Genomic DNA, 22,782 nt, shown 5'->3' with positions numbered 1-22,782 from the left:
GGCATCAAAGCGTCTCGTGTGCACGGGGCCTACCTGCCGTGCGACGTTTCCACGGAAGCGTGCTCACAGAAAAATCGGCCCCTCGATCGTGCCGGCGGGATCCTCAGCCGAGAGGTCGCCGTGCGAAGCGCCTCCTTCGAGGACGCGGTGCAGCCAGGCCCGGCCGAAGGTCCAGTCCCGGACCGCGGTGGCGCGGGAGATGTCGAGCGCCGCGGCGGTCTCCTGAAAACTCAGACCGGCGAAGTACCGCATCTTCACGACGGAGGCCGCCCGGGGATTGGTCGCTTCGAACCGCCGGAGAGCGGCGTCCAGCGCCAGGAGTTCGGCCGGATCTTCGTCGCCCGAGTCCCGCGCGAGTTCCATCGCCGGCACGTCTTCAAAGTCGATCCGCCGTCGATCGCCGCCCCGCTTAAGGCGGGCTCTGCGGCGGGCGTCGTCCACGAGGATGCGTCGCATCGCTTCGGAGGCCGCGGCGAAGAAGTATCCCCGCGTCGATCGGATGCGTTCCCCGTCGGCGGACCGTGGAACGTCCGTCGGATCGCCGCCGGGCGAACGGACGAGCCGCAGGTACGCCTCATGGACCAGCCCGGTCGCCTGCAACGTGTGACCGGCGGCCTCGCCGATCATCTGCTGCCGGGCGATCCGGCGAAGCTCGTCATAGACCAGCGGCAGCAACTCGTCCGCGGCGGCGGCGTCGCCGGCCCCGAATCGGTCGAGTAGTCGCGTGACGTCGCTCATGCCATCGCCTTGCCGCTCCTCACGCTACGCCGTCGGCGCTCCCCCCGCGACTGTCGGCCCCCGGACCGATGCCGACTCCGAGCGCCCTTCCCGTCCCCGGGGTCAGTCCTCTCGTTCAGCCCCCGACGGCTCGTCGGGGGATTCGCGGGCGTCGTGGAGAACCGCACGTCGGGCGAGGTCGTAGGACGACCCCGCGGGCAGGGCCGTGTAGTCCGGGTCGCCTGCCGCACGTTCGGCGCCGGCGTCGTAGAAGAACGCCCGGCCCCGGCCGGTCACCTCGGCGACGGAGCCCCGGACCTCGATCGCGGTCGCTTCGTCCAGGCCGATGCCGAGCAACTGCGGATAGACGGCGATCAGTTCGGTCAGATCCGGCTGACGACCGCGCTGGCTGAAGTGTTGATCGATCGCGACGCCCGGCAGAAACCCGAGCCCGCCCCGTTCGTAGCCCGGCGCCATGATGTCGGCGTTCCCGATGGGCGTCGCCCGCGCCAGATACCGCCCCTGGATCGAGGCGCCGGCCGACGACCCGGCGATCACGCCGCCTCGCCGCAGCACGTCCTTCATCAACCGGTGAGCCCGCGTGCCGTAATAGGAATCCGAGAAGTTCCACTGCCGGCCGCCGCCGAAGTAGATCCCGGTCGCCTCCCGCAGCGGCGTTAGAAACTTCTCGTCCGTGTCGGCTTGGCGTCGGTCCTTGGTGTGCACGAACGTGGCGTGCTCGACGCCCATCCGCCGCCAGCTTTCCACGATGCCGTGCCGCTCGCCGACGGAGTCGTTCTCGGAGCACGGGACGTACACGAGGCGGGCGTGCTCGACGCCGCCGGCGAGTTCCACGAAGCGGTCCGTCAATCCCCGCGGCGATCCCCCGCCGCCGACGATCAGCAGGGTCCCGTGCTCGACGACCGGCGGGGGCGGGGATTCGCCGGGGAACGGGGGCAGATCGCGATCGATCGCCATCCGCCGCCACTGCGTCAGATCGAACAGGACGCTTTCGGGGTTCCGGCGGCGGCGCGTCGGCGCGGAAATAGAAAGGGACGCCGACTCCTCGGCGGTTCCCTGCGTCACGCAGACGGTCACCGCCCCGGGCCCGATCGCGATCACCTTCCGGCCCGCGAGCACGAACGCCGCTTCGTCGGCGAGATGCAGGCCGACGGATCGCGGATGCTTTTCCAAGACCTGCAAGAGTTCCCGCTCGCCGAGCGAGGCGTCCAGGATGCAGTCCGGCAGGAGGTTCAGCCCGGCCGCCGTGCTCGAGGCGTCGCCGTTCGTCACGTAACGCTTGCCGAACCGCCGGGCGACCGGCGCCTCGGCGATCAGCGTGCCGCCGCGCCGGACGACCGCGTGCAGCGGCGCTTTGAACGCGGCGAGCCGTTTCGGATCGCTCGGCAGTTCGGCGACGAACACGCAGTCCGCCGCGGCCACGGCGGCGAGCAGTTCAGCCGAGGCGTTCGCCGGGGAACCGGCGGCATAACTCCCGTTCTCTCCGACCGCCGCTTCGAGCGCGTCGCGCACAGCGGTCGCACCGGCGTCTTCGCTGCGGCCCAGGCAGAACACGGACTGCCCGGACGCGACGCGTTCCAAGGTCGGCTGCAGCACGGCGACGTCCGCGGCGCCGTCGAAGACGACGAGGCGTCCGCCGATCCGGAGGTCTTCGGGCCAATGGCTATAGACGGCCTCCGCGGCGGCCGCGGCCGTTTGGGCGCTCGCAATCGCCGGCGTGCCGCACGCCAGTGCCGCGAGGACTGCGGTGATCACGACACGGTGCATCAGCGTGGTCTCGTCTTACGTTCGGGGGGGCGATCCGGCGCCGCTTATTCCGAGCCGGTCCGGACCGGCGCTTCGGATTGTTTCAACAACCTGTTCGCCTCCTCGAGCAGGAACTCGGGATCGTTGAACGGCTCGTAGCTGACATCGTGCCAGCGAATTAAACCGTCGCCGTCGATCAGGAACGTGCCGTGCAGCGGTTTCTCCTCGAAGTCGTCGTACGCCCGGTACTGGCGAAACACCTCCAGCGTGTCGTCCGACACCAGCGGAAAGGGAAACGGCTCGTCGCCGTAGACCAGTTGCGACTCGGCGAGCGCGTCCGGCGAATCCGTGCTCACGGCCAGCAGCGCGATGCCCGACTCCCGAAACTGTTCGGTCATCGGCGCGAAGGACTGAAGCTGCTCGACGCAGTGAAGGCACCCGGCCCCCAGATAGAAGATGACGATCACCGGCTCGCCCTGATAATCGGCGAGCGAACGCGGCTTGCCGTCGCCGTCGGTCAACGTCCAGGGCGACGCCGGGCCCGGCGCCCAGCGGAACGGTCCGAGCGAATCCAGATCGGGACGCACGCCGAGATCGCTCGCCGGTTCGCGCTCGACCTCGCGCCAGTCGCCCTCGATCTCCAGCGACGCCGCGACCGGCCGAACTCGCTCCATAATCTTCGTGTCGAGATCCGCCGAGCGGGCCGCTCGGCGGAGCGCTGCAAACTGCTTTTGGGCCTCCTGCCGCTTGTCCGCGGTCCACAGAGCGTCGACGAGCGTGGCGAGCGGAACCACCTCGTTCTCATGCTTCTTAACGTTGTCCCGGGCCCGCTTCACAGCCTCCTCGGTCCTCCCGGCGGCCAATTCCACGCGGACGAGAAACTCGACTTCGACGCCCCCCGCCTCGTCGAACAGTTTCAGGGCGGCCTCGGCGTCGCCGTCGAGCAGGGCTTGATGGCCGCGAAGTTCATCGAGCGCCGTTTCGATCGTCTTGATCTCCGAGGAGAAGGGTCGACGCGCCTTCTCCTGAGCCTTTTTGAGGTCGCTTTCGGAGAGCTCTGCGTCCGCGTCCGCCGCGACCTTCTCGACCGCCTCGTCCCGACGGGATTCCTGTTCGGCGAGCAGTTGCTCGAGCAGTTCGACCTGCTCCTCGCCCCGTCCAATCTGATTCGACAGGAAGCACGCTCGTCCCACGTAACGCAGACGTTGCACCTGCTCCGAGAGACCCTCGACGTCGCCCAGATAAGGCGTCTCGCTGTAGGCCAACAGCTCGTCCCACAACTCGAAGCGGCTCAGCGTCTCGAACAGCCGGCGGCGGCCGTAGCGGGCGCTTCCGCTTTTATTCAGGGTGTTGTACTCGGGATGGCGCGGCAGCTCCGTCATGTTGCGGGCCAGGTCGATCGCGTCCGACGCCCGTCCCAGGTGGACGAGATTGCGAATGAGCCACTCGTTGTTGTGCGCGAAGTTATGAATCTGATCCGGCAACACGCGGTCCCGCATCATGTGGGCGTGATCGACCCGCGCGGAGGCTTCCTGTTGCCAGGCGGCGGCGTCGTACCGTTTCAGCTTCGAATAGATATGCCCCGGCATGTGCCACATATGCGCGACGCCGGGCGCCGACTGGCCGCACAGCGCCGCGGAGGCCAAGGCTTTTTCGGGACGCTTTCGGTCCCAGAGGTGAATGCGATAGTGATGAGCCGGGTGCATCGGCTGCTCGTCAAAGACCTCCCCCAGCAGCGCGTCGGCGGCGAGATAGCTGCTGATGGGGATCCCCTCCCGGCCGTTCCGCCAGATCTGCAGACAGAGGAACGCTTTGGCTTCGAGGTCGTCCGGATGTTCGAGAACGATCTCTTCAAGAGCCTCGGTGTATTTCTGATTGCGGCGACGTTGATCGTCCTTTCCCGCGTCGTAGTACGCACGGAGCGCGTCGATGTATTTCGCTTCGCGCGGCGTCGCGCCGTTCTTGCGGGACGACGCCTCTTTGATGAACCCCTCGGCTCGTTCGCGATTGCTCACGTTGGCCATAGCCATGCCCCAGTAGGCCATGCCGCACTCCGGATCCAGCGCGGCCGCCTGTCGGAACGACCGCTCCGCTTCGAAGTACCAGAACCCGTGAAGCTGGCCGACGCCCTGATTGATAAACCGTTGAACGTCCGGCTCGCTCGTCGTCACCGGAAAGTCGATCGCGCCGGTCCCGCCCATCAGGTAGGCCGCCTGTCGGGGGCCTTCGTTGAACGCCTCCCCGTGATCCGAGTGCCCGGCCGGCGTCTCGGGCGTTGGCGTTCCGTCGGTTTCCGTCGCCGGTTCGTCAGCTCGTCCGGCCGGGAGCAGGACGACGCTCAACATCGCACCGAGGGCGACTCTATTGCATAGCATGAGGGCGTGACGCGACAGGCGGGAGAGGGCCGATGCGGATGAATCGGGCGCGGGGCGTCTCCCATTCTGTCGGCGGGCGGCCGCCCCACAAGGCTTTGCCTACCGGACGTCTCCGGGGACGGCCGCCGGGGAAGGTTAGGTCCGCGGACGAAACGGGACGACGACCAGCGCCGTGGCGCGTCACGCGGGCGACGCCGTGATCGCACTGCGGACGACGGCGGGCGCCGCCCAGCCCCGTGATTTGACGCGTCCCCGCCGGACCGGTTGTCATGCGTCCCCGGGCCTCCCCTCCCCGACGCCGACCGATTCCCGACGCCGACCGGCCCGGATGCGGAATCCGGATGCGGAAGAACGACGGCGTCGCCGCATCGTCGTCGTTCTTCCGGCAGATGAGCTTCCGGCAGACGAGAGCGAGCGAACTCCATCAAGCAGATCGTATGAGACTCCCCATTCGACTGAGTCCCCTCTTCGCCGCCTGGCCCTTCGCCGCCTGGACCGTCCTCGTCGTCGCGGCGATCTCGCCGGCGCAGGCGGACGATCCGGCGACGGCGACGTTGGGGCTCGCCCCGCCCGAGGGCGCGACGACGCTGTTCGACGGAACCGATCTGGAGGCCTGGCAGCCGTTTTCGTGGCAGTGGATCAATCCGGACGACGACCAGAATGAGATTCAATGGAAGATCGTCGAGGACGGGGCGATGCAGATCGCGTTTGAATTCAACGGCAAGCGTCGCAAGCAGTTCTTACGCACGAAACGGGAGTTCGGCGACTACCGGCTGCATCTGGAATTTCAGCTGCCCGAAGACGGCGGCAAGGGCAACAGCGGGGTCTTCTTCGGTCCGTTATACGAACTGCAGATTCTCGACAGCGGGCAGAAAGAGGAGGCGGGGCTGGGCGACTGCGGCGCGATTTATCAGATCCGCCCGCCAGACGTGAACGCCTGCCTGGCCCCCGGCGCGTGGCAGACGATCGACCTGGAATACCAAGCGGCGGAGATCGGCCGAAACGGGTTTATGACCGAGAGCGGCGCCGCCCGCGTCACCGTGCGACTCAATGGCAAGCTGATCCACGACGACGTACGACTGTCGCTGCGGCGGAACAAGTACGCCGCCTACCCCGAAGGACCGACGTCGCCCATCGTCCTTCAGGAACACGGGTCGCCCGTGAAGTTCCGCAACATCTGGGTCCTCGAACGCACCGACGATCCGTAGCCCCAGCCGCATTGCTTCCTCCGTCGCACCGCTGAAGCACTTCGTCCCTTCCAAACGGTTTCCCATGCGCAACGTAATTTCCGGCTGCCTCGCCGCGGTCGCGACGGTCCTGGCGCCCCAGGCCGCGGCGGCCGCTGCGGACTCCCCCAACGTGGTCATCGTGATCTCCGACGACCAGGGGTACGGCGATTTGGGATGCACCGGCAACCCGATCATCCGAACGCCGCAGATCGACCGCCTGGCGTCGGAAAGCGTCGGGTTGAGCGACTACCACGTCGCTCCCACCTGTTCGCCGACCCGTTGCGCGTTTCTGACGGGGCACTGGACCAACCGGACCGGAGTCTGGCACACGATCATGGGTCGATCGATGCTCCGGGAGGATGAAGTGACGGTCGGGCGGATGTTCTCCAACGCCGGGTACGAGACCGGCATGTTCGGAAAATGGCATCTCGGCGATAACTACCCTTATCGCCCCGAAGATCGGGGCTTCACGGAGGTGTATCGGCATGGCGGCGGCGGCGTCGGTCAGACGCCCGACGTGTGGGACAACGCCTACTTTGACGGAGCCTATTTTCACAACGGCGAGATCGTCCCGGCCGAGGGCTTCTGCACGGACGTCTTCTTCGAGCAGGCCAACGCCTTCATCAGCGAGAGCGCGAAACAGCAGAAGCCGTTCCTCGCGTATATCTCGACCAACGCGCCGCACAAACCGCTGCACTGCCCGCCGCAGTACATGGAGATGTACGAGGATCAGTCCGACGGCATCGCCGCGTTCTACGGCATGATCACCAATATCGACGACAATGTCGGCCGGACGCGAGAGTTGCTCGAAACGCTCGGGATCGCGGACGACACGATCTTTATTTTTACGACGGACAACGGCACGGCCAGCGGCGCCAAGATCTACAACGCCGGCATGCGAGCGGGAAAAGGAAGCCCGTACGAGGGCGGGCATCGCGTCCCGCTCTTCGTGCATTGGCCGAACGGAGGGCTTACCGAACAGCACGACGTGAACGAGTTGACGCACGCCGTCGACGTCGTACCCACGCTGCTGGAAATGACGGGCGTGGCGAAGCCCGAGAGCGTCAAGTTCGACGGCGTGTCGATCGCCGCGTTGCTCGACCCGTCGAAGGACGTCGACTGGCCGAAGCGGTTCGTGATCAGCGACTCGCAACGCGTTCGCGATCCGATCAAGTGGCGGGGCTCGGCCGTGATGACGGGCAAATATCGCTTAGTCAATCGCGACGAATTATACGACGTCTCCGTCGACCCCGGGCAAAAGAACGATATCGCCGCTGAGCGCCCGGAGATCGTCGCGGAGATGCGCGACTTCTACGAGCGGTGGTGGGCGGAGCTGGAGCCGACGTTCTCCCAGACCACCGAGATCTATTTAGGTCACCCCGAGCATCCGGTCGTGACCCTGACGGCCCATGACTGGATTCAGGAGGTTTATCCCCCGTGGCATCAGGGCTCCATTCGGGCCGCGGATCGCAAACCGGCCAGAGGCCAGGAGAAGCTCAAACACCTGGGTCACTGGGCGGTGAAGGTCGTCGAGGACGGGAAGTATCGGGTGTCGCTGCGTCGCTGGCCCGCGGAGTCCGGCGCCGCGATCAACGCGGCGCTGCCCGCCGGCGACAACGTGCCCGGGGCGACGCGAGCCTTCCGCAACGTGCCCGGCGCTTCGATCGCCGCGACGCATGCGGTCCTCCGGATCGACGATCAGGATCTCGCCCGCAAACCGGTCGGAGAGGCTGCTGAAGAGGTCCGCTTCGTCACGGAACTCGCCGAGGGATCGCACCGTCTCGCCCCGTTCTTCGAGATCGAACAGGGCGAACTGGGGGCGTACTACGTCGTCGTCACGAAGCTCGATTAGTTTTTAGAGTCCGATCGCTCTCCCGCTCGCCCTCCCACCGGAACGTCTCCGATGACCGCCCACCCCAGCCGCCGCGCGTTCGCCGCGGCCCTGCTCTGCCTCGCCGCCGCCCCCGCCCCCGCGGTCCTGCTCGCTGAGGACTCGGACGCCGCAGGGGCGTCGTCCGGCGGCCTCGCCGGGTCGCGGCCGAACGTGATCCTTGTGATGACGGACGATCAGGGGATGGGCGACCTGTCCTGCCTCGGCAACGAGGTGTTGCGAACGCCGCACCTCGATCGGTTCTATCAGCGTTCCACGCGGTTCACGGACTTCCACGTCAGCCCCACCTGCGCTCCCACGCGGGCGGCGCTCCTCAGCGGGCGGCACGAGTTCCGCAACGGCGTGACCCACACGATCCTGGAGCGGGAGCGGATGGCGCTGTCGACCACGACGTTCCCGCAAGTGCTGCAAACCGCCGGCTACGAGACCGGCCTGTTCGGCAAGTGGCACCTCGGCGACGAGGACGCCTACCAGCCGTACAACCGCGGGTTCGACCGGGTCTTCATTCATGGGGCCGGCGGCATCGGGCAGTCCTTCCCCGGCAGCTGCGCCGACTTCCCGCCCAACCGCGAGGCCGACGGCAAGTACTTCGACAACGTCCTGCTGAGCGACGACACGCTCGTGCAAACCGAGGGCTTCTGCACCGACGTGTTCTTCGACGGCGCACTGGCCTGGATCGAGAAGCAGCGGGCGGCCGGCACGCCGTACTTCGCCCTCATCACGCCGAACGCCCCCCACGGGCCGATGATCGCCCCGGAGAAGTATAAACGGCGGTTCCTGGAAGCCGGCTGGGACCAGAACACCGCCGGCCGGTACGGCATGATCGAGAACATTGATTATAACTTCGGCCGCTTGACGGAGAAGCTCGACGAGTGGTCCGCGTGGGACGACACGCTGGTCATCTTTATGACGGACAACGGCCAGGCCGGCCGGAGCGGCCGACTGAACGGCGAACCGGTGAGGATGCACACCGCCGGCTTCAAGACCGGCAAGAACTCCCCGTACGAGGGCGGGACGCACGTCCCCTGCTTCTGGCGCTGGGACGGGCGACTGGGCGAGGGCGTCGACATCGACGCGCTCACGGCGCACGTCGACCTGTTCAACACGTTCTGCGACCTCGCCGGGGCGGAGATCCCCGACGACGTGCAGCCCCTCGAGGGCCGTTCGCTCCTGCCGCTGTTGGAGGACCCGGCCGCCGCGTGGCCCGACCGCGCCCTGTTCGTGCACACGGGCCGGTGGAAGAAGGGGGCGGACCCGAACGACAGCAAGTTCGCCGGCTGCGCGGTCCGCACGCAGCGGTGGCGGTTCGTTAACAATAAAGAGCTCTACGACATCGCCGCCGACCCCTATGAATCGACCGACGTCGCCGCCGAGCATCCCGAAGTGATAGCGGACCTGCGGGTCGCCTACGACCGGTGGTGGGACGAGACGGTCCCGCTGATGGTCAACGAAGACGCCCCGCTCGCCCCGCAGCAACCGCAGGCGGTGCGGTACGAACGGCAGAAGGCGAACCTCGGCATCCCCGCCTGGACGCCGTAGACGCCGCGCGGTTCCCGCCCGCCTCCCACACCCCACGACCGCCGGAACGTATGCCCCCTCGATTCGCAGCCTGTCTGCTTCTCTGCCTCGCGGCGGCCGCGGGAACCGCGGCGGCGGAGGACCGGCCGAACGTCGTCTTCCTGCTGACCGACGACCAGTCCTGCGACAGCCTCGGCTGCTACGGCAACCCGGACGTGCAGACGCCCCACCTCGACCGCCTGGCCCGCGACGGCGTGGCGTTCGACAACCACTACGACACCACCGCGATTTGCATGGCCAGCCGGGCTACGGTGATGACCGGCCTGCTGGAGTACCGCACCGGCTGCAACTTCAGCCACGGCCCGCTGACGCAATCCCTGTGGGAGCAAAGCTACCCGATGGCGTTGAAACGGGCCGGGTATCGGACGGCGTTCGCCGGCAAGTTCGGGTTCGAGGTCGTCGACGCTCCCGGCGCCGAGAACGCCCGCCTGCCGGCCGACGACTTCGACCGCTGGGGCGGCAGCCCCGGGCAGACCTCCTACGCGACCCGCCAGAACGCCTCGATGCGGGAGTACGCCGACGAGTTCCCGCACTCGACGCTCTCCTACGGGGCGTTCGGCCGGGACTTCGTCCAAGAGGCCGCGGGGAGCGGCGAGCCGTTCTGCCTGTCGATCAGCTTCAAGTCCCCGCATATGCCGGACACGCCCGACCCGCGGTTCGACGCCGTGTACGCCGGGAAGACCTTCCGCAAGCCGGCGAACTACGGCCGCGAGCACGGTCTGCACTTCTCCGAACAGAGCCGCCAGGGCCGCCAGTACGAACGGTTCCACTCTTGGGGCTACGCCGACGACTACGACGCCGTGATGCGGCGGTACCACCAGCTGGTGTACGGCGTCGACGCCGCCGTCGGCATGATCCGAGCGGCCTTGGAGGAGGCCGGCGTCGCCGACCGCACCGTCGTGATCTTCACCTCCGACAACGGCTTCCTGTGCGGAGCGCACGGGTACGGCTCGAAGGTGCTGCCGTACGAGGAGGCCTCCCGCGTGCCGCTGATCGTGTACGACCCGCGGCGCCCGGACCTCGCCGGGACGCGGCGGGACGCCCTCACCGGCAACGTCGATTTCGCCCCGACGATCCGCGCCCTCGCCGGCGTCCCGCAGCCGGCCGCGGCGGCCGGGAAGGACGGCGTCGACGGCCGCAGCCTGCTCCCGCTGCTCGACGACGCGGACGCGGCGATCCACGAGTCCCTGCCGTTAATCAACGTCTGGGGGCCGCCGGCCGTCCACTCGCTGGCGGTCGTCACCCGGGATCAGAAGTTCGTCTTCTGGCCGCACGGCGGCGACGGCATGACCCCGACGGAGGAGCTGTACGACACCGCCGCCGACCCGCTGGAGCTGACCGACCTCGACGAGCACCCGGCCCGCGCCGCCGACCGCGACGCGATGCGGGCGCTGTACGACGGCTGGGTCGCCCACTGGCGGGACCACGCCGTCGGCCACAACGACTACCGCCGCTTCGCCGTCCTGTTCGACCGCGGCCTGCCGTGGGACGCCAAAACCGACGCGTTAAAGCCGGACCCGAACCCGGAAGTTCGGCAGCGGAAGCGGGGCGGGCGATAAACGAATCCATCGCGACCGCGGCCCGTTCCGGCCCCACCGGCGACGCCCCGCCGACGGCGTCCCGCGGACGCGCCCGAACCGTTTGACCTGCGAGACCGCCGCGGTACTCTGCCGTCGCAGACGAACGGAACAGTTCGGACCGATGCGTGCCGACGCGACGAACGGCGGCGGGGGCGTGTTGACCTGCAGGAGCGCATGAGCACGCCCGCCACCCAGACGCCCGCGAATCCGATGTTTATAAAACGACGCACCTGCGTGCTGGCGCTCGCGACGGCGATCGCACTTCTCTCATCGGCTCCCCGATACGCGGCGGCGAACGATGACGACGACCGGCCGCACGCGGTGCTCGTCGTCGGGACGCTGCACTACTCGCCGGAACTGACGATGCCCCTCCTGGCGAAGGAGTTGGAACGGTTCGGGTTCCGCACGACGGTCGTGATGGGCGAGGGGAACCCGGAGAAGAAGACGGAAGACGTGCTGCCCGGCATCGAGGCGTTGGCCGACGCGGATCTGGCGATCTTCTTCATGCGGTTCCTCCGACTGCCCGACGCGGAATGGCAGCCGATCGAGGACTACCTCAAGTCCGGCAAACCCGTGATCGGACTCCGCACGGCCAGCCACGCATTCAAATATCCGGCGGGACATCCGCGGCAGGAGTGGAACGACGGCTTCGGACGGCGGGCGATGGGAACCCCGTATCTCGTGCACCAGACCAGCGCCACGCAGATCCGCGTCGTCGACGAGGCGTCGGACCACCCCATCCTGACGAACGTCCACAAAACGGAGTGGACCTCGCCCGGCACGCTCTATCTAACCCGGTTGGAAGAGGGCTGCGTCCCGTTGGCGACCGGAACGGGCACCGGCCGCGCCCGCACGGTCAAACGAGCGTTCGGGACGATCGAGGTGAAGCCGCAGGAGTCCGACGTCGTCGCCTGGGCCTGGGAGAACGAATGGGGCGGCAAGGTGTTCGGCACGTCCTTCGGGCATCCCGGCGACTTCGGCGAGGAGGCGTTCATGCGGATCCTCCTCAACGCCGTTCACTGGGCCGTCGATCGCCCGCTGCCCGACGCGGACGCAAAGGTTTCGACCTGGAACGTCACCCGCGCCGACAAAAAGCCCCGGCAATGACCGGGCGCCGCGACGGCTCGCGCGGCTCCGGTCGCCGCGCGGCTCCGGTCGAGTTTCGCCTCCCACGCGTTTCGGATTGATGTCCCGCAAACACGCCGTCCCCGCGGTTCTGATCTGGCTGACGGCCGCCGCGTTCGCCGCGGCCGAGCCGCCGATCCGCCCCGGCGATCGCATCGCCGTCATCGGCAACACGTTCGCCGACCAATTGCGGATCCACGGGTATCTGGAGACGGCGCTCCTCAACAAAACCCGCGAGAACCCCGTTTCGATCCGCAATCTGGGTTGGGCCGGGGACATGCTGACCGCCCGCGACCGCCCAACCGGGTTCCCGACGGAGGAGGCGACGCTGACCGAACACGAGACCGACGTCCTCATCGCCTGCTTCGGCATGGGCGAATCGTTCGACGGCGAACGCGGCCTCGACGACTTTAAGAGCCAATTGCGAGAATTGATCGCCTCGCACGCCGGCAAGACATATAACGGCGTCTCGGAGGTGCGGCTCATTCTGGTCTCGCCGATCGCGTGCGAGGATCTGGGCGAACTGACCCCGAATCGCGACGAGCGAAACCGCGATCTGGAAGCGTATACGCGGGCGATGCGAGACGTCGCGGACGACGCCGGGACGCCCTTCGTCGATCTGTTCGAAGCGTCCCGCTATTTGATGGACGAATCGGTCGGCCCGAAGCTCACCAGCAACGGCATCCATCTGAATCCTTACGGCCACTGGGCCGTCAGCCACGCCTTCTTCGATCAGCTGACGGCCGACGACCCGTCCCCGGATCAACGACCGTGGCTGCTGCGGATCGACGCCGCGAAGCGGTCGGCCGCCGGCCGCGGCGTGAGCGTGTCCGACTTGGCGGCGGACGATTCGGGGCTGAGCTTTCAGGTCGCCGAAGACGCTCCGCCGAGTCTGCCGCCGCCGACGGAGCGTCCGCTGCCCCCGCAACTGGAATTCGCCCGGGACGCGCTCGCCGTCGAGAACCTCGAGCCGGGGACCTACGAGCTGACGATCGACGGAACGCCCGTCGCGACCGCCTCGGCGGAGGACTGGGCCGACGGCGTGCCGGTCGACGCCTCGCCGGCCCACCAGGCCGCCGAAGCCTTCAGAAACGTCGTCAACGACAAGAACCTGCAGTTTACGTATAGCTGGAAGGCGCTGAATCAGGTGCACATCGTCGGCGAACGCCGCTCGTCTCCCAGCGGCCGGGCGCTGCCGGGGGAGGTGATCGAATTCAACCAGCTGGCGAACGCCCTCGACGAAACTCTGAGCGAGGGAATGGAACTCAAAACGCGGCGCTGGCGGCTCACGCGAGTTCCCGAGTAAATCCGAGCCGCGCCCGGCGTCGCCGGTTCGCTTCGCCAGACGCTCCGGCGACGGCCGTGTCCGGTTTTAGTAACAGTGATTGACGAACAGACGACGGCCCCATGAATCGAACGCCTTCCCTCCCCGTCCGGATCGGCTTGCTGCTGGCGGGGTGCGCCCTGGCGCCCGCGGCGCCCGCACAGGATGCGGAGGGCATCAAGACTGCCAATCTCAAAGGCGCCGATCTGGATCTGATGAACAATCACGATCCGGCGTCGCAGCTGGAGCATTTCGACCTGCTGCCGGGCTACCAGGTCAATCTGTTCGCCGCCGATCCGATGCTCGCGAACCCGGTGCATATGCAGTGGGATTCGAGAGGGCGACTGTGGGTCGCCTGCTCTTGGGCGTATCCGCAGCTCGAACCGGGCGAGGTCGCCGACGATAAAATCATTATTCTGGAAGACACGGACGGCGACGGGGCGGCGGACAAGTCGACCGTATTCGCGGACGGCCTGTATCTGCCGACGGGGCTCGAACTGGCCAACGGCGGCTGCTACGTCGCGCAGTCGCCGGACGTCTTCTTCCTGAAAGACACCGACGGCGACGACGTCGCGGACGTTAAAGAACTCGCGCTGACAGGGTTCGGGATCGAAGACAGTCACCATTCCATCAGCGCCTGGCGTCGCGGCCCGGGCGGCTGGATCTACTTTCAAGAAGGGATCTTCCTGCACTCGCAGGTCGAAACGCAGTACGGCGTCGTGCGGAACTTCAACGGCGGGGTCTATCAGTTCAATCCCCGTACGCGCGAACTGCGGATGTTCTGCCGCGGGACGGGCGGCAACCCTTGGGGACACGTCTTCGATCGTTGGGGACAGTCCTTCATGGTGAACAACCCCCGCATCATGTATCTGTCGCCGGCGACGGGAAACAGCGAGGAGGCGGTCCGGGTCGACACGCTCATCAGCACCGAGAAACAGTGCGGCGGCGATCTGGCGACCGGCTCTCACGTCGGCGACGACCTCCGCGGCCAATTGCTGACGGGGCGATTTAAAAGCCGCGCCGTCGTCCGCTACGAATTCATCGAAGACGGCGCCGGCTTTAGCGCGAACGTGCTCGAACCGCTGATTCGCTCCCGGCACCCGAACTTCCGCCCGGTCGACGTGAAGATCGGCCCGGACGGCGCCGTCTATGTGGCGGACTGGTACAACTCGATTATCAACCACGCCCAACACGACTTCCGCGATCCGCGTCGCGATCACGAGCACGGCCGCATCTGGCGGATCACGCACAAGGAACGGCCGCTGGTCGAGAAGCCGGCCCTCGTCGGCGCCCCGATCGGAGCGTTGATCGAGCAATTAAAAAGCCCGGAGGCCTGGACGCGCCATCAGGCGCGCAAAGAGCTGAGCGAACGGGATCCGGACGAGGTTCTCGCCGCACTGGAGAGGTGGGTCGAGGCGCTCGATCCCGACGCGGCGGACCACGATCATCACCTCGTCGAAGCGATGTGGGCCTGTCAGAACGTCGAACGGGTCAGCGAGAAGATCCTGACGCGCGTCCTCGCCGCGGAGGACGGCCACGCCCGCAGCGCCGGCGCCCGGATCCTCCGCTACTGGCACGACGAACTGTCCGATCCGATCGGCCTGCTCGCCGAGGCGGCGGCGGATCCGTTCCCCCGGACCCGGATGGAAGCCGTGCTGTCCGCCGGCTTCGTTCCGCGGGCGGAGGCGTTCGCCGCGGCCCTGCGTTCCCTGGATCGTCCGGGCGACCGGGAGCTCGACAAGGCGCTGCCGCAGACGGCCCGGGCCCTCGAACCGTATTGGCGCCCGGCGCTGGAAGCGGGCACGTTGAAGTTCGCCAAACCGTCTCACCGCGAGTTCGCCGAGCGGGGGGCGGGGGTCGGTCTGGAACGGCGCCTGGCCGAGTTTCTGAAACAGAGATCGCCGACGGACGACGAGATCGCGGCCGTTCAGGCTCAGTTGCGCGAGGTCGGCGCCGAAGCCGAGGTGCGGATGATCGCGACGGCGCTGACGCGAAACGAAGGTCTCAAATCGCCCGCGGCGACGATCGGGATGCTCGAGGCGCTTCGGGACATGGCAAGGACCGCGAAGCCGGACTCGATGAGATCGCTCAAGCGGAGCGTGCGCGGATTGAGGGCGTTGATCGGCCATGCGGACGAAACGATCGCGGCGTCTGCAGCGGAGACGCTCGGCGCCTGGGGCCTCGTCGGTCGCGGTGAGGTCGCCGCCCTGCAAAGCGACGCCCACGGCGCCGGAGTCAAGCGGGCGTTGGCGTCCGCGGTCGCCGCCGCCGGCGGCGGACGATTCGAAGGGGCGCTCGCGGAGTTGGCCGAGTCGGGGGACCTGGAGACGCGGTACGCCGCGGCGGCCGGGCTCGCTCAGGCGAATCTGCCGCGGGGCGTCGAAGCCGCGGCCCGGTTGCTCACGGAGGATCCGCGGGGGGCCGATCCAGTCCCGCTCGTCAGGACCGTCCTCCAGCGCCGCCGCGGCGGCGACCTGCTGAACGACGCGCTCCAGGACCTCGATCTGCACCCCGCGGTCGCGACGCGCGTCGACCGGTTCCACCGCGACACCGGACTGCTTCCCGAGGACCTCGCGGAACGCGTCCGTCCGCGGGCGGCGTCCGGTTCGCTCAGCGCACGGCTGCTCGCGGAGGATTTGGACGCCCTGACCGCGGACGTCGAGAAGCGCGGCGACCCGGCCCGCGGCGAATTGATCTACCGTCGCAAGGCCGTCGCCTGCACGAGTTGCCACGCGATCGGTCCCGCCGGCCCGCCGATCGGCCCGAATCTCGTGGCCGTCGGAGCCGCGGCGAAGACGAAGTATCTCGTCGAGTCCCTGCTCCAGCCGAACGCCGCCATCGCGGAGCACTACGAAACCCGTATGTTTCTGCTCGACAGCGGCACAGTCCTGACGGGCATCGTCGCGTTCCGGAACGAACGCGAGGTGGTCGTCCGCGACTCGACCCAACTCGGCAGGGAAGTCCGCCTCGCGGTCGACGAGATCCAGGACGAAATCGCCGGCACGTCGTTGATGCCCGCCGGCTTGGCGGACCAACTGCACAGCCGCGACGAATTTCTCGACCTCGTCAGCTTCGTCTCCGCATTGGGAAAGCCCGGCGCGTACGCGAACGACGAAAGTCCGGTGATTCGGAAGTGGCGAGTCGTGTCAACGTCCGACGGAGGCGGTCCGCCGGAGGAGGAGTCCGGCTGGTCGCCTGCCTACAGCAGAGTGAGCGGAGAACTGCCGCCCGAGGACTACCCGGCCGGCGATCGCACCTTCGCCCGCGGCTTCGTCCAGGTCCTCGCGGCCGGGCCGGTGCGGCTCGACGTCAATGCGACCGACGGGCTGACGCTCTGGCTCGACGGTACGCGGGTCGCCGACCCGAACGCCCCGATCCAGTTGAACAAGGGACGCCGCACGCTGACGTTCGGCCTGAGCCCCGAGCGCCGGGACCGCGGCTTGCGTGTCGAACTCAAAGCCGTGGACGGCACGGCGAAATTCCAACCGGAAGGCGGGCTGTAGGTGGTGCGGAGATCGATCGCTTGAGCGGTCCGGGTCGATCCGTAGCGGCGGCATCCTGCCGCCGTCTGCCAGTCCAAATGAGCGGGAGTCCGCAGGGTCGACCGACGGTCTCCCGCCCTGTTCCGGAGAGGACAGCCTCAGGGGGAGAATCGGAAACGAAACGGTCGCCGCGGCGGGATCTGCGCCAGTCGGTCGAGCTCCGCGGCCGGCAGGTAACCGATCCTCGGATAGCCCCCGGCGGTCTGGCCGTCCTGGAGAAGCACGATCGGCCGGCCGGACGGCGGCAGCTGAATCATGCCCGGCAGGACGGGCACGCTGTCGGCCAGGGCGGAGTCCCGCAGCGTCAGCGTCGGCCCCTCCAACCGGGCCCCCATGCGGTCGCTGTGCGGGCTGACCCGAAACTCGCCGTTCTTCAAATCGTTCTGCGCGGTCGGAGTGAGCCAGTCGTATTCCGGTCCGGGCCGCAACGCGATCGCGAGGTTCGCCGCGGACGCGTGCGATACGACGAGGCTCATCTGCGGTCTGACGTCTTCCGGGGGGCGCCAGCGGACGACGTCGCCGATCGCCAGCGGCCGGCCGCCGTTGCCGCCGAACCGTCCGAGCGCGTAGGTCGACGCCGAACCGAAGGTTTGACTCGTCTGAATGAAGCCCTGCACGCCGACGTACGCCCGGCAGCCGTCTTCGGCGGGCCGGCCCGACAGCGTCTGGCCGGACGCGACGGCGACCGTGGCGTCGCGCGGCGCCGGTCGGCCGTCGAGCGTCCAGCCCATCTCCGCCCCCGTCAGGCTGATCACGGCGGCCGATTCGAACCGCAGCGTCGGGGGCGTGAAATGACACTCGATCACGGGGGCGTCCGGGTCGTTCCCGAGGATCGCGCTGGCCAATTCGGCCGATCGGCGGTCCAACGGGCCGGAGGGCGGGATCGCGTAAAAGGCCAGACCCCGGCGCCCCCGGTCCTGCAGCAGGCTCAGCATCCCGGCGCGGACGACGGACAGCCGCCCGACGGCTTCGCCGCTGATCTTTGTCGGCGTGTCAGTCGGCACCGCTCGCTCCCCCTCAGGACTGTTCTGCCAGCGTGACGACGTCGCCCGGCTGCAGGCTGACGGGGGGCAACCGGTCCAGACGCAACACGTTCGTTCCCACCTCGCCGAGCACGTTCCAGCCCGCCGGGCTTTCCAGCGAATAAAGACCCGCGTAAGCGCCGCCCACGGCGAACGAGTTCGCCGCCGCGCGGCGGTCCGGCGTCTCCTTGCGGGGAACCTGCAGGCGGTCCGGCAGGCCGTTGAAATAAACGAAGCCGGGCAGGAACCCGATCATGGCGACCAACAGCCGGCACCGCAGCAGGTCCGTTTGATACTGCTGCTTCGTCAGACCCGTGTGGCGGCAGACGCGGTCCCAGTCCGGCGAGTCCCCGAACCGGACCGGCAGGCGGACCGCCCGCCCCTGGGCGACGCCCGCGTCGTCGTCGATCGGAATGCCCTTCAAAGCGTTCAGGCTCTGCTCCGCGTAGCGGTCGTTGAGCTTCAGGCAGATTTCGCGCTCCGTGGCGATCACCTCGTCGCAAAACTCCGGCCGACGGGACAGCAACTTTCCGCCGAAACTCGCCGGCAGCCGCTCGTCGGCCGACGCCGGGCGCAGCAACAGGAACTCGCCGTGATACTCGGTCGCGACGATCGGTCGGCCGAAGAGGCGAAGCTCGTGGCGCCGGATCGTCATGACGGCGCCCCGCCGCGGGCGGCGGTCGCGGGCGTCCGGCCGTCGATCATGCTGCGGGCGATCTGTGCGAACCGAACGGCGTGCGGCGAGTCCCCGTGCAGGCAGATCGTATCGACCGGGATCGCGTGCCGCTCCCCGGACAGGTCGCGGACCTGCCGATCCAGCAGTCCGCGGAGTTGTTCGCGGAAGTCGGCGTCGGTCTCGACGAGCGCCCGCGGGTCGGACCGCGGAACCAGCGCGTCGGCCGCCGCGTAGCGTCGATCGGCGAACGCCTCGTGCCGGAACGCCAATCCCTCCCGGCTCGCCGATTCGGAGAGCGCCGATCCCGCCTGTCCGACGATCGCGGCGTCCGGGGCGATTCGCTTGACCGCCCGGATCAGCGCCGCCGCCCGCGGGCCGGGCGAACGCACGTCGTGATACAGGGCCCCGTGCGGCTTCACGTGACGCAGTCGAGCCCCGAACGCTTCGACCAGCGACTTGACGGTCGCGATCTGGAACAGCAGCTCCGCCTCCAGCCGTTCGTCCGACAGCGCAACGGACCGCCGACCGAAATTCGGCCGGTCCGGGTATGACGGGTGGGCCCCGACCGCGACCCGCAATCGGACTGCTTCCCGAATCGTCGCCACGATCAACTCCGCACTGCCGGCGTGCGCACCGCAGCACACGTTGCACGACGTCAAATAGGGCAGCAGTCGACGGTCCCGCTCGACCGTCGTTTCGCCTACGTCCGCGTTCAGGTCCATCGCCGGGGCCGTTGATTCGCTGTCGGAGGTCTTCACTGAGGCGTCTTCCCCGGGGGCCGCGTCGCTCGATCCGCCCGCCCCCGTCGGATGAGCTTAAGGAATCGCAGCGCCCCTATCGCGACGGATGCCGGACCGCGGCCGCGGCCGCAGGCGCCGGGCCGATATGGGGCCAGGCCGACATGGCGTTACGCGCCCAGGACCTTCCAGAGGGAGACCGACGAAATCGCCGCGAGGACGAGCAGCGCGGCCGCGGCGGCCGCGTTGGAGATCCAGCCGTTGGTCGCCCCGCCCATCGTCGATCGGGAATTGGCGAGCCTCAGCAGATACGCACCGATCAGGGGCAGGATGACGGCGTTCGCGACCTGTGCGAACAGGATGACGGACACCAGCTTGACGCCGCTTTGGCCCACCGCGGCCCCGACCAGCAAAATCACCGCCCAAACGCCCACGAACCGCCGATCCCGGTCGTTCGACTCCCAGCCGAACAACCCCCGAGCCGCCAGCGCCGCCGCCAGGGGAGCCGTCAGGGCCGAACTGACGCCGGCGGCGAGGTAGCCGATCCCCATGAGAACCTCCGCGAATCGTCCGGCCAGCGGTCCGAGCTGCACCGCCAGATCCGAGACGTTGTCGATCGCACCCGGATTCGGCAGTCGCGCGCGGCTGCCGGCGGACGTCACGACGATCAGGACCGAGATCAAGACGCCGAGCAGCACGGCGACGACGGTTTCCCGCCGGACGTCGCGGATCGGCGCCTCGGGACCCCAACGGGTGGAAATCGTGGACGCGTGCAGAAACAGGTTGTACGGCACGACCGTGGTCCCGATCAGCCCCATGACGGTCAGGAAGTGTTCCGGCTCCATCGCCTTCGGCCGGAATCCGGCGACGAGGGCCGACAGATCCGGCCGCACCGTGATCGCCGTCGCCAGGAAGCAGCCGCTCATCAGCAGCACCAGCCCGATCAAAACGCGTTCCAGCCCGCGGTAGCGGCCCCACCAAAGAAGGCCGCCGCACGCCGCCGCGACCGCGACAGCGCCGATCGGCGTCGGCCCCACGAGCAGCTCCAGTCCGATCACGGCCCCGGACAGGTTCCCGCTCTCGTACGCCATGTTGCCGACCAAAATCGCGGCGATCACCAGCCCGAACGACAGCGTCCGCGACCGCCGGGTCCGAAATTCGCGGCGAATCGCTTCGCCGAGCCCGGCGCCGGTCGCCCAGCCCAGTCGGGCCGCCATTTCCTGCAGCACGACGGTCGTCAGCCCGGCGAAACCGAGGGCCCAGAGCAGATCGTAGCCGTGTTGAATCCCGGCCCGCGTACAGGTGGTCAGCGTTCCGGGGCCGATCAAGGCCGCCGTGACCAGCGTGCTCGGGCCGAACCAGGAACGTCCGCTCGGGGGACGCCGCAGAGGGGTGCGATTCAGCGTGTCGCTCCTCGCGCACAGGGGACGGACGTTCGGAACCGCTGCCGCGCCCCGGAGACCGAGACGCCTTTTCGCCGGTACGAGCCCGCGTCCTGCCCCGGCGCGCCGAAGCGGGACCGTCGGGAACATACTGCGGAACGATCGTCGGAGACAGAGGCGACGATCCGCTCGCCTGAAAGAGAGAAGGCGGCGCCATAGCGCGTCGACCGACGACCGGCGGGGATCGGCGGATCCCGCCCCGCCCTTCCCCCGGACGGGACGGGATCCGGGACCGCGGTCGAGTTCGATCGCCGCCCCCCCGCGGGGCGGAGCCGCGGCCCCGGGCGGTCCCGAGCGACACGCTACGCCAGCACGTCGCGGATCAGCGTCCCGTGCACGTTCGTGAGCCGACGGTCCAAGCCGTTGTTGTACCAGGTGAGCCGCGTGTGATCGAAGCCGAGCAGGTGCAGGACCGTCGCGTAGAAGTCCCAGACGGTGACCGGATCGACGGCGGCCCGGCGGCCGAATTCGTCGGTCGCGCCGTGGCTGACGCCGCCTTTCACCCCGGCCCCGGCCATCCAGCAGGTGAAGCCGTCCGGGTTGTGGTCCCGGCCCGCCACGCCCTCCTGGCGGGTCGGCATCCGGCCGAACTCCGTCGTCCAGAGCACGAGCGTGTCTTCGAGCAGGCCGCGACGCTTCAGGTCGGAGAGCAGCGCGGCGGTCGGCCCGTCGAAGACCGGCATGTGCCGTTCATAGTCGGACTTCAGCGTCTTGTGGGCGTCCCAGTTCAGCAATCCGTCGACCCCCGAGGCCCGCGAGGCGCAGTAGAGACTGACGTACCGGACGCCGCGCTCGAGCAGCCGGCGGGAGAGCAGACAGTTCCGCGCGTAGGCCGCTTTGAGCCGGTTCCCGTCGTCCGTGCCGTACAGGGCGTGCGTCTCGCGGGTCTCCCGGGAGAGATCGGCGACCTCCGGGGCCGAGAGCTGCATCCGCGCCGCGAGCCGGTAGGAGGCGATGCGGGCTCGCAGTTCCGAATCGCCCGGCCGCTCCTCGGCGTGCCGGCCGTTGAGGAACTCGAGATACTCCCGGGTCGCCCGCTCGGTCGCCGGCGCGATCGCCCCGGGGCGGGCGAGGTTGCGGATCGGCTGCTGGGCCGAGAGGACGACTGCCTGGTGCTCGGCCGGCAGGAAGCCGTTGCTCCAGTTCGCTTTGCCGTTCGGTGGCTCGCCCCGCAGGTCGGGGATCGCGACGTAGGTCGGCAGGTTCTCGTTGGCGCTGCCCAGGGCGTAGCCGACCCAGGACCCCGCGCTCGGGAAGCCCTCGAAAGTGTGTCCGGTGTTCATGAACACGCAGCCGGGGCCGTGCGTGTTCGATTCGGACGTCATCGAGTGGACGAAGGCGATGTCGTCGACGTGGCGGGCCATCGCCGGCAGCATCGACGAGATCATCTTGCCGCTTTCGCCGGCCGGCCGGAACGGCCAGGGGCTCCGCATGAGCGGACCGTTCCGGCCCTGGAACGAGACGAGCGGCTCGCCCGGCAACGGTTCCCCGTCGTGCGCGTCGAGCGCCGGCTTGTGCTCCCAGAGGTCCATGTGCGACGCGCCGCCCGGACAGAAGATCTGCAACACCCGCTTCGCCTGGGCGACGTGGTGCGTCGCTCCCGCGCCGGATCCCGGGCCGGATTTCGAGCCGCCCGCCGGTTCGCCCGCCGTCCCGGTCCGCGCCAGCAAATCCGCGAGGCCGATGCCGGCGAGGCCGGCGCCGGCGTGGCCGAGCAGGCTCCGGCGGGAGAGCCCCGGCTCGGGCGGCGCTGCGGATTCGTGACGCGACATCGCCC

15 protein-coding genes are annotated in these 22,782 nt (G+C 68.5%); 7 read left to right on the top strand and 8 right to left on the bottom strand.

The features are described from left to right. Positions 1–63: 63 nt before the first annotated feature. From LzC2_RS12250 to LzC2_RS12240, 3 genes are all read right to left on the bottom strand, one after another. The gene (locus tag LzC2_RS12250; RefSeq protein ID WP_171187325.1) at positions 64–738 is read right to left on the bottom strand and encodes an ECF-type sigma factor; all 675 of its coding nucleotides are present in this window, start codon (positions 736–738) and stop codon (positions 64–66) included. A 102-nt stretch (positions 739–840) separates the two neighbouring features. Then, positions 841–2,505 (bottom strand): cyanophycinase, encoded by a 1,665-nt coding sequence (locus LzC2_RS12245; RefSeq protein ID WP_171187323.1) that lies wholly within the window; start codon positions 2,503–2,505, stop codon positions 841–843. Between the two features lie 44 nt (positions 2,506–2,549). Next, the gene (locus LzC2_RS12240) at positions 2,550–4,829 is read right to left on the bottom strand and encodes a peroxiredoxin family protein (protein WP_414636415.1); all 2,280 of its coding nucleotides are present in this window, start codon (positions 4,827–4,829) and stop codon (positions 2,550–2,552) included. A gap of 467 nt (positions 4,830–5,296) precedes the next feature. Between LzC2_RS12240 and LzC2_RS12235 the strand changes: the two genes are divergently transcribed. The 7 genes from LzC2_RS12235 to LzC2_RS12205 all read left to right on the top strand — a co-directional run bounded on the left by LzC2_RS12235 (position 5,297) and on the right by LzC2_RS12205 (position 17,089). After that, positions 5,297–6,067, top strand: a complete 771-nt coding sequence (locus tag LzC2_RS12235; protein WP_171187319.1) for a 3-keto-disaccharide hydrolase — start codon at positions 5,297–5,299, stop codon at positions 6,065–6,067. A gap of 64 nt (positions 6,068–6,131) precedes the next feature. Beyond that, positions 6,132–7,940: an arylsulfatase gene (locus tag LzC2_RS12230; protein ID WP_171187317.1), complete on the top strand. Its 1,809-nt coding sequence runs from the start codon at positions 6,132–6,134 to the stop codon at positions 7,938–7,940. A gap of 51 nt (positions 7,941–7,991) precedes the next feature. Next, positions 7,992–9,518, top strand: a complete 1,527-nt coding sequence (locus LzC2_RS12225; protein WP_171187315.1) for an arylsulfatase — start codon at positions 7,992–7,994, stop codon at positions 9,516–9,518. 50 nt (positions 9,519–9,568) lie between these two features. Further along, positions 9,569–11,116: a sulfatase family protein gene (locus LzC2_RS12220; protein WP_171187313.1), complete on the top strand. Its 1,548-nt coding sequence runs from the start codon at positions 9,569–9,571 to the stop codon at positions 11,114–11,116. Between the two features lie 195 nt (positions 11,117–11,311). Further along, a complete protein-coding gene (locus LzC2_RS12215; protein ID WP_206678682.1) occupies positions 11,312–12,244 on the top strand; it encodes a ThuA domain-containing protein in 933 nt (310 codons plus the stop codon). A 79-nt stretch (positions 12,245–12,323) separates the two neighbouring features. Beyond that, on the top strand, positions 12,324–13,568 hold the full coding sequence (locus LzC2_RS12210) for an SGNH/GDSL hydrolase family protein (protein WP_171187311.1): 1,245 nt from the start codon (positions 12,324–12,326) through the stop codon (positions 13,566–13,568). A gap of 101 nt (positions 13,569–13,669) precedes the next feature. After that, positions 13,670–17,089: a PVC-type heme-binding CxxCH protein gene (locus LzC2_RS12205; RefSeq protein WP_171187309.1), complete on the top strand. Its 3,420-nt coding sequence runs from the start codon at positions 13,670–13,672 to the stop codon at positions 17,087–17,089. A 137-nt stretch (positions 17,090–17,226) separates the two neighbouring features. Here the strand turns inward: LzC2_RS12205 and LzC2_RS12200 are convergent, their stop codons facing one another. From LzC2_RS12200 to LzC2_RS12180, 5 genes are all read right to left on the bottom strand, one after another. Beyond that, complete coding sequence (locus tag LzC2_RS12200) at positions 17,227–18,132, bottom strand: 5-oxoprolinase subunit C family protein (RefSeq protein WP_171187308.1); 906 nt, start codon at positions 18,130–18,132, stop codon at positions 17,227–17,229. A gap of 13 nt (positions 18,133–18,145) precedes the next feature. Continuing rightward, positions 18,146–18,805 carry a carboxyltransferase domain-containing protein gene (locus LzC2_RS12195; RefSeq protein ID WP_171187305.1) on the bottom strand — a complete coding sequence of 220 codons (660 nt, stop codon included), beginning with the start codon at positions 18,803–18,805 and terminating at the stop codon, positions 18,146–18,148. Further along, on the bottom strand, positions 18,802–19,584 hold the full coding sequence (locus LzC2_RS12190) for a 5-oxoprolinase subunit PxpA (protein ID WP_171187303.1): 783 nt from the start codon (positions 19,582–19,584) through the stop codon (positions 18,802–18,804). Before LzC2_RS12190 ends, LzC2_RS12195 begins: the two co-directional genes overlap by 4 nt. Before the next feature lie 149 nt (positions 19,585–19,733). After that, complete coding sequence (locus LzC2_RS12185; RefSeq protein WP_261345247.1) at positions 19,734–21,095, bottom strand: Nramp family divalent metal transporter; 1,362 nt, start codon at positions 21,093–21,095, stop codon at positions 19,734–19,736. 212 nt (positions 21,096–21,307) lie between these two features. After that, complete coding sequence (locus tag LzC2_RS12180) at positions 21,308–22,777, bottom strand: DUF1501 domain-containing protein (protein WP_171187299.1); 1,470 nt, start codon at positions 22,775–22,777, stop codon at positions 21,308–21,310. Positions 22,778–22,782: the final 5 nt, after the last annotated feature.

Source organism: Alienimonas chondri (genome assembly GCF_013036045.1).
GTDB classification, from domain to species: domain Bacteria; phylum Planctomycetota; class Planctomycetia; order Planctomycetales; family Planctomycetaceae; genus Alienimonas; species Alienimonas chondri.
The sequence above is the reverse complement of the archived record's forward strand: the minus strand, read 5'-3'. Positions and strand labels throughout refer to the sequence as shown.